The organism is Verrucomicrobiia bacterium, from assembly GCA_019634635.1.
Taxonomy (GTDB): domain Bacteria; phylum Verrucomicrobiota; class Verrucomicrobiia; order Limisphaerales; family UBA9464; genus UBA9464.
The window spans coordinates 1-7,193 of the sequence record JAHCBB010000066.1 but is presented as its reverse complement, the minus strand read 5'-3'; the positions used below and the strand labels follow the sequence as shown (position 1 = coordinate 7,193).

At 67.0% G+C, this 7,193-nt stretch carries 8 protein-coding genes; 1 reads left to right on the top strand and 7 read right to left on the bottom strand.

Annotated elements, in window-relative coordinates; genetic code table 11:
• Positions 1–147: 147 nt before the first annotated feature.
• From KF791_20750 to lexA, 6 genes are all read right to left on the bottom strand, one after another.
• Complete coding sequence (locus KF791_20750; GenBank protein MBX3735013.1) at positions 148–1,740, bottom strand: IS66 family transposase; 1,593 nt, start codon at positions 1,738–1,740, stop codon at positions 148–150.
• Entirely contained in the window at positions 1,730–2,608 is an 879-nt protein-coding gene (locus KF791_20745; GenBank protein MBX3735012.1) for a DUF4338 domain-containing protein, read from the bottom strand. The genes KF791_20750 and KF791_20745 overlap by 11 nt, the downstream gene beginning before the upstream one ends.
• Before the next feature lie 68 nt (positions 2,609–2,676).
• The gene (tnpB, locus tag KF791_20740) at positions 2,677–3,030 is read right to left on the bottom strand and encodes an IS66 family insertion sequence element accessory protein TnpB (GenBank protein MBX3735011.1); all 354 of its coding nucleotides are present in this window, start codon (positions 3,028–3,030) and stop codon (positions 2,677–2,679) included.
• Complete coding sequence (locus KF791_20735) at positions 3,027–3,278, bottom strand: hypothetical protein (GenBank protein ID MBX3735010.1); 252 nt, start codon at positions 3,276–3,278, stop codon at positions 3,027–3,029. Before KF791_20735 ends, tnpB begins: the two co-directional genes overlap by 4 nt.
• Positions 3,279–3,425: 147 nt before the next feature.
• Positions 3,426–3,689 carry a hypothetical protein gene (locus tag KF791_20730; protein MBX3735009.1) on the bottom strand — a complete coding sequence of 88 codons (264 nt, stop codon included), beginning with the start codon at positions 3,687–3,689 and terminating at the stop codon, positions 3,426–3,428.
• A 52-nt stretch (positions 3,690–3,741) separates the two neighbouring features.
• Positions 3,742–4,368: a transcriptional repressor LexA gene (gene lexA, locus KF791_20725; GenBank protein ID MBX3735008.1), complete on the bottom strand. Its 627-nt coding sequence runs from the start codon at positions 4,366–4,368 to the stop codon at positions 3,742–3,744.
• A gap of 74 nt (positions 4,369–4,442) precedes the next feature.
• On the opposite strand from lexA, the gene KF791_20720 reads away from it, so the two are divergent.
• Positions 4,443–5,195 (top strand): nucleotide excision repair endonuclease, encoded by a 753-nt coding sequence (locus tag KF791_20720; protein MBX3735007.1) that lies wholly within the window; start codon positions 4,443–4,445, stop codon positions 5,193–5,195.
• Positions 5,196–5,503: 308 nt separating this feature from the next.
• Here the strand turns inward: KF791_20720 and KF791_20715 are convergent, their stop codons facing one another.
• Positions 5,504–6,955 (bottom strand): ATP-binding protein, encoded by a 1,452-nt coding sequence (locus tag KF791_20715; GenBank protein ID MBX3735006.1) that lies wholly within the window; start codon positions 6,953–6,955, stop codon positions 5,504–5,506.
• Between the last annotated feature and the right edge of the window lie 238 nt (positions 6,956–7,193).

Here is a 7,193-nt window from a genome sequence, read left to right as displayed (position 1 = left end):
TCGTCTGAAACGCCGGCCGCCTTGCTGACGCTGGATCGTGTTGCTTCAGCAAGCACGGGTACCGCGAAAATTTCCAAAATCGGGACGCTGGGGCTTCGGGCCGGGGTGGCCGCGGTGGATTGAGGGGCCGTGGGTGGCGGGGACGGCTCAGCCGGTGTCGGGGCCGGTTGGGGACTGGGGATAGTTCCAGGGGAACCAGCCGGCAGGATTGGCCTGGACGGCGGGGGCGTTGCGGACCAGGGCGGTGAGGTAGGCGAAGGGATTGATCCGGTTGAGGCGGCAGGTGTGGATCAGGCTCATGAAGAGGTCCCCCACCTCGGCCCCGCGCCGGGTCTTGTAGCCCATGGAGTTCTTGCGGTGGAGGACCACCTGCTTGAGGGCCCGCTCGCAAATGTTGTTATCGACGGGCGCCCCGGGCTCCCGCAGGAACAGGGTGAGCTTTTCCCAATGGTTTTGCAGGTAGGTGATGGCCCGGCCCATGGCCGAGTTGGGTTCGATGCGCTTCTGGTCGAGGGTCTCCGCCATCCAGCGGTGCAGGGCCTCGAAGACCGGGGCGGTGTGTTGGCGGTGGAGTTCCAGACGTTCCTGGGGCCCCAGCCGGAGTTCGCGGGCCTGGGCGTCGATGCGGTAGGCGACCTGGAGTTGCAGGAGGATGTGGCGGCCTTCCTCGGGAAAGTGCGGCAGGGCGTCCACGACTTCGCGCCGTCCGTGGGCCAGACAGTTGGCCTGGCGGGTCGGGCGGGTTTTGGGCGGATTGCGCGAGAGCGCATCGCTCATCTGCAGCGGCAGCGGCAGATCCTCGGGTCGAAGATCCAGGATCCGGTCGAGGTTTTCACCGGCATGACGGTTGGCGGTGAAGAACAGTGCCAGGGCGGGCTGCTGCTCGCTGGGGGAGAGGGCCATCACGCAGGTGGTGAAGATGCCGGTGCGGGTGGCCTGGGGATCGGCCCGGATCGCCCGGCGGATTTCCTGCACCCGCATGGTCGTGTCGTCATTGTGAAAGAGTTCCCGTCCGGCGGCCTCCACGATCAGGGCCTCCAGCACGGGCCGGGCGGGTTCCGCGGCCTGGGCCATCAGTTCCCACTGGGTGGACGCGGGCAACGGAACCCCCAGGGCGTCCTGGAGCCGCTCCATCCGGTAGTTGGGCATCCCGGCCCCGTACCGCATCAGGGCCAGCATGGGGCCGACCTCCGGGGCGTACTTCTGCGTGCCGGCCTGCGGCGGGGGCGGTGCGCTGTGGGTGGCGCCGCAGCGGGCGCAGCGCAGGCGGTCCAGATGGAAGCAGCTCGACGTGATCGGAGGTTGGGCCTGGAAGCGCAGGATCACTTTGGGAACCAACGCATACAGCCGGCCCAGGCCGCAGTCCGGACACAGGCCGCCTGGCTGAAGACTGGGATGCGGGACGCGGATGGGCGGGGCCGCCGTGTGCGCCGCGGCCGAGCGGCGGCCGTGACCCTTGCGGGAAGCCTTGGCCGTCGGCGGCGCCTTCGGAGCCGGAGCCCCCCCGCCGGAAAGCACGGTGCGGGTCTTCTCGGTGCGGGCGCCAAAGAGCATGCGGCGCAGCCGCCCCAGGGTCGTGTCCTTCTGGCTCAACATCTGGCAGACCCGAAGCACCGCCCCACACACGGCCTTCAAAATCCGGAAGTCCTCCGGAGCGATCAACACGCGCACCCGCTCCAGCAAGGCATGCAGCCCGGCGGCATCCAGCGTCACCCCCTCGACCATGTCCTCAGCATTCATCGGGCTGGAGCAGATGGCGGCGGAAGTCCCGCGACACCGGATACACCCAGTACTCCTTGAGCGCGCAGCGCACCTCACGGGTGGGGGCCTTGGTGCCGCGCCCCTGCGAGCGCCCGACGCAGATCCAGTTGGCGGCCCGGTAGCAGCTGCCCCGGTAACGGCTGGTGTCCACGAAACTCTCCAGCAGGTGGACCGGGTGCCCATAGGCCTGCTGCCAGTCCGGGGAGATCCGCCGGGCGATCCGGCTGAGCAGATGACTGGCCAACGAAGGCACCCGCACCCAGGGCAGGATCAAAAATCGGGTGTTGTAGGCGATCAACGGCAACTGACGCAGGGGACCGCCCAGGAAGTGATCCCGCAGGCCCAGCCGCCGGGGCGCCGATCCCCAGCCCAGGCAGGCCACGGGGCGTCCGCCGGCCCGCACCAGATACTTCAAGTGCTCACCCACCGGACGGCTGTACCCCAGATAATGATGGGCGCTGAGCAGGTGGGCGAAGAGCGGTTCGTCGGGGCCGCGGCGGACCAGGCTGATCTCCAGGGAGCCCAGGGAACTCAGCGGACCCTCCAGCGGCGTCTCATCCACCGCCCCCACCGCGGCGACCCGCCGGTGGCCAAGGACGTTGTTGGGGGGGCGCTGACGCGGGGCCGGCAGCGCGATCAGGCCCCGGCGGTGCAGGAGCAGCATCAGGCTCCGGCACACCATGTCCTTGGGCGCCCCATTGGGCTGAACCCAGTGCCACAGCGCGCACAGCCGCCCGGAAAGCTGACGACGGCTCAGCCCCGGATGCGCCGCCAGCAACTGGCGGATCTGCTCCAGATCTTCGGCCCGGATCTCCCGTCCGCGATAGCTCAACAGCACTTCCGACACGCGGGCCGGTGTAGCCGTTGACGATTTGGAACGCTAGAAAAATCGCGCCTCGAGCCCCACTTTTTTGCTCACCCCGGCAACGCCCGCCACATCGGCGCGGCGCGGGCCCCGGACGGATCCCCATTCCACAGGAGCATCTGCAACTGATGCACCTCCAGCCGGGCGGCCGGCCCGGTGGCCTCAGGCCACCAGGCGAACGCGCCCGCAGAGAGCCGTTTCTGGAACAGCCAAAAGCCCTGACCGTCATACACCAGCAGCTTGAGCGCGCGCCGGTTCCGGCTGCGGAAGATGAACAGCGCACCGCTCAGGGGATCGCTGCCCAGCGCCGAACGACACAGCGCGGCCAGTCCATCAATCCCCTTGCGGAAGTCCACCGGCTCCACCGCCACCAACAGGCGCATCTGCGGGGTGATCTGGATCATGCAACGCCCCTCCAACACGGCGCCACCAGCCGCTCGAGCGCTTCCCGGTCCCCGCCCAACTCCACACGCAGGCTGCGGCCACCCCCGTCCTCCAGCACGATCCGGTATCCGTCCGCCGCCGCCACCGTTGTCGGTGGCCGCGTCAGCTCCACAAACTGAACCTTCGGCGTTCCGCCAGGCCCCACCCCGCTCTGCGCCTCGGTGATCCGCCGCAGCCGGTGATCGCCCAGACCCAGCTGCCGGGACACCCGGCTGACCCCCTTCCCGCCGCGCCAGCGCCCCCGCCGCATCCCAAAGCGCCTCAGGCAGCCGCCATCGCCCACCGCGCTGTTGCCGCCACCCCTTCAGTTGCGTGCTCAGGGTCTCCAAATCCGTTCCGCAGAATCGTTCTCGTTTCATAGGCTGCCCAGCAGCCTACCCCCGCACCCCACGGCGCTCACCCTCGCTTGCCGAAGCAACACACAGCTTCCGCGCGCCGTGGGCATGGTCGTGAAGACGCCGAACTTCCGCGCTTCATAGGAGGCCGACGCAATGATCCCCCGCTTCTCGCCGCCCACCGCGATGGGACGCCCGCGCAGCCTGGGATCGGAGGCCTGCTCCACCGCGGCGAAGAAGCAGTCGGCATCCAGGTGGACAATGGTTCGTGGCGGAGACGCCATGCGCGGGTGAAGGGTGGCGGCGGGCGGCGGGCAACGGCTGTCCGACGGGCCCTCACTCCGCGACACGTCGGATCAGCGCCCGGAACACCCCTTGGATCATGAGTTCCTCCGAGGGGATCAGGTCGGGGTACTTGGGGTTCTCGGCTTTCAGGAAGGGCCTGCCCTTCCGCACGACGAAGGTCTTGAGGGTGTTCTTCCGGTCAATGAGTGCGGCGACAATCTGCCCGGGACGCGGCTCGGGACCGTGCTCGAACACGGCGATGTCGCCGTCGCAGATGTGCCGCCCGATCATGGAATCTCCGCTGACCCGGAGCGCAAAGGTGTTGCGGGTCGGCTTGAATCCCAGGGTGTCCACGGCCACCGGGACACATTCCCCGCCGTCCTCCGCCTCCCGCTCGGCTCCGAATCCGGCTGGGATGGACCCCAGCAGGGGGATCGCGGCGGTCGCTGGAGATCCCCGCCGGCCCGGCCCCGCGAGCCGCAGCGAACGCGCTTTGCCGGGATCCGACGTGAGCCAGCCCTTGGCGACGATCGCTTGCAGGTGGCAGGCCGCCGCCCGTTTGCTCTTCCAGCCGAAAGTGGCGGCAATCTCCCGGAGGGTCGGAGCCGGCTCGCCGCTGGCGACCTTGGAGCGCACCAGCTCGAAGACGCGGCGCTGTGCGTCAGTCAATGGCGACATTACTACCCGTGTGGGTAGTCCCTGCTTTCCAGGAAGTCAACGGGACGCTATCCACAACCCCCACGATGCCGCAGATGCAGCCGCGATTCTGGCCGGACCCGCAACCGTTGACGGATCGGTTTGGCCGGGAGTTCTTTCGTCAGGTGCCCACCACCCCTGGCGTGTACCTCATGCATGACGCGGAGGACCGGGTGCTTTACGTCGGCAAAGCCAGGAATTTGCAGCGTCGGCTCGGCAGCTACCGGATCGCAAACCCGGACCGATTGCCGCGGAGAATCGTTCGCATGCTCCACCTGGTCCGCCGGATTGCGTGGGAGGAGGTCCGCAGCGAAACGGACGCCCTCGCGCGCGAGTCCGAGCTGCTCTTGAGCTTGCGGCCCCGATTCAACCGTGCCGGAGTCTGGAAGGGCCCGACCCGGTTCCTGGGATGGCGACAAACTGACGAAGGCATGGCTCTGGCAGTCCTCGACGAGGCGAAGGCGCCATGGCAATGCGCCGGGCCCTTCGGAGCCGAAGCGCGATACGTCCACGCGGCGATGGTCCGGCTGCTCTGGTGCCAATTCCACCCGGAAGCCGGTCTGTGCGGAATGCCCGCAGGGTGGTTCGAAGGCGCGTTTGGCCCGGAAGTGTGCATCCCGCAGTGCAACCCCTCCGCGGTGGCGGAGGCGGGGGAACGATTGTGCGACCTCGCCAGCACGCGCCATGACTCCTTCCAAGACTGGCTGTCGCCTCCAGCCCATCCCTTTGAAGCCCCCTGCCGGGAGGCGGATCTGGAGCTTGTGATCGAGAGATTGGTGACGCGCCTGGTGCCTCGGGCGGTTGCCTGAAGTTGCTGAGCCAACGGCTCGGCCGCGTACGGCATCGCGCGTCACAAGTTGACCGAGCTCCGCACGACAACACCCAATCCAATGGAACGGAAATGGGTCAGCCAAAGCGGAGTTTGCAATCGGGTAGCGTCTGGGCGTTGGAAAAATCCAGTCCAGCGTGCGGAAATCGAGCCTCCTCGATCGTACGGGCCGCAGTTGTTTCCGTGAACATGCACGATCACAAAGTGCCGAAGCCGCAGCCGAGGAGCGCACGAGCGAGTCCTTGGCCTTCTTTTCGACGCGACCGCCGGCTGTTGGCTCCTTTCTACTCATGGCTCCGTCCGGTTTGCTGATTTCAATTCCGAGCGCCCCAGCCAATAGCACGCGAGTGGCGCGGGGATTTTCAGCACCTCCGTGTCCACGCCGTCCTCGTTCAGCCGCAGCACGCCGAAATCCGAAGACTGCCGCGTCACCACATACCCGCGCTTCACGCCCTTTCTCGCGCAAAATTCCCGCATCCCCTTCAGCTCACCCGCCCCCGTGTTATGCCCGCGATACTTCACCTCAAACGGCACCAGCCGCCCCTGCACCTCGGCCACGATATCCACCTCGGCATCCTTCTTTCCGCGCCAGTAGGCGAAGTTCACGTTTACATCGTAGAAGCGCGTGAAGAGGTGCTTGAAAAACGCCGTCTCCACCGCGCGCCCCAGCAGCGCCGCATCCTCCAGCAGCGCGCGCCCTTTCGAAAGCACGCTCGGGCTGATCGCCGCGTCCGCCAGATACACCTTGTGCCGCCCGCGCAGGACCTCCTTGCCGTAGCCCAGCGGCGGCAGCTTGTGGATGAGATGCACCGCCGCAAGCAGCTCGATGAAATTCGTCGCCGTCGGCTTTTTCACCGCCAGATTTTTGCACAGTGCCTGCATGTCCAGCATCCCGCCATCGTGCAGGCAGAGGTAAAGAAAGGTGTGCTCCAACTCCACCACCCGCCTCACACCGAAGAGCGCGGTCATGTCGCGCTTCAGCACCTTGTCCACGATGTCCTCCCGCAGGAGCTTCTGCGCCCACGTCACACTCGGCGCCAGCGCGCACTGCGGGAAGCCGCCCCGCTGGAGATACTCGTGGAAATGCACCGCCAGCGGATCCCCCGCCTCGCCCACTCGCGCGAAATCCCCCTCGCTCCACTCAAAAAGCCGCCCCAGCGACGGCACCTCCGGCAGCTCCGGCTCCGGTCGCTTTTGAATCCGCAAAAACTCATAGAACGACAGCGTCGCCAGCCGGATCGTGTGCCACCGGCCCACGCCGCTCTCCTGCTCTTCCATCACCAGCGGCGTCGCCGAACCCGTCAGCGCGATGCGCCGCTCCTTCTGGAAATCCACCTGATGCTTCACCCACGTCTGCCAGTGCGGCAGGAACTGGATTTCATCCACGAACACATACTCCAGCCCCGCCGCCCGCGCCTCCGTCGCCCGCCACAGGCGCAGCACCGCCTCCAGCCCCGCCAGCTTCAGCAGCGGATGGTCAAAGGTCACGTAGAGCACATTGCGCGCGTGAACTCCGCTCGCGATCAGCGCCTCGATGCCCTGCAGGAAAAGCGTCGTCTTCCCGATCTGCCGCGCCCCGCTCAGCAGCACCGCGCGCGGAGCCGGCGGCTCCCGCAGCCACATTTCCAACTCCGCAAACGCCGCCCGCCGCCACGCCGGCAAGTCCGCCACACGCTCGCCCCGCCACCACGGGTTCATCTCGCGGAGGATGGCGATCAGCTCGGAATCAGACACAATCAAGGATCCAGTGTCCTAAAACTACAAAATAAGTCAAGTGTGGTTTCCTTGTTTTTGAATTTTAGGGAAAATAGGCTCATTTTCGGTCTACTTCCGCCACGCCTGCCTACGCCGCGATGATCGCGGCAGGCAGCCTCAACTCCGGCAATCCCCGGACGCACGCGCGTCTGCACGCATCTGTGCTTCGGCAACTACAAGGCCCGCGCCGTGGGACCGCGGCAGCTGGCGCCCCTGTTTCCGA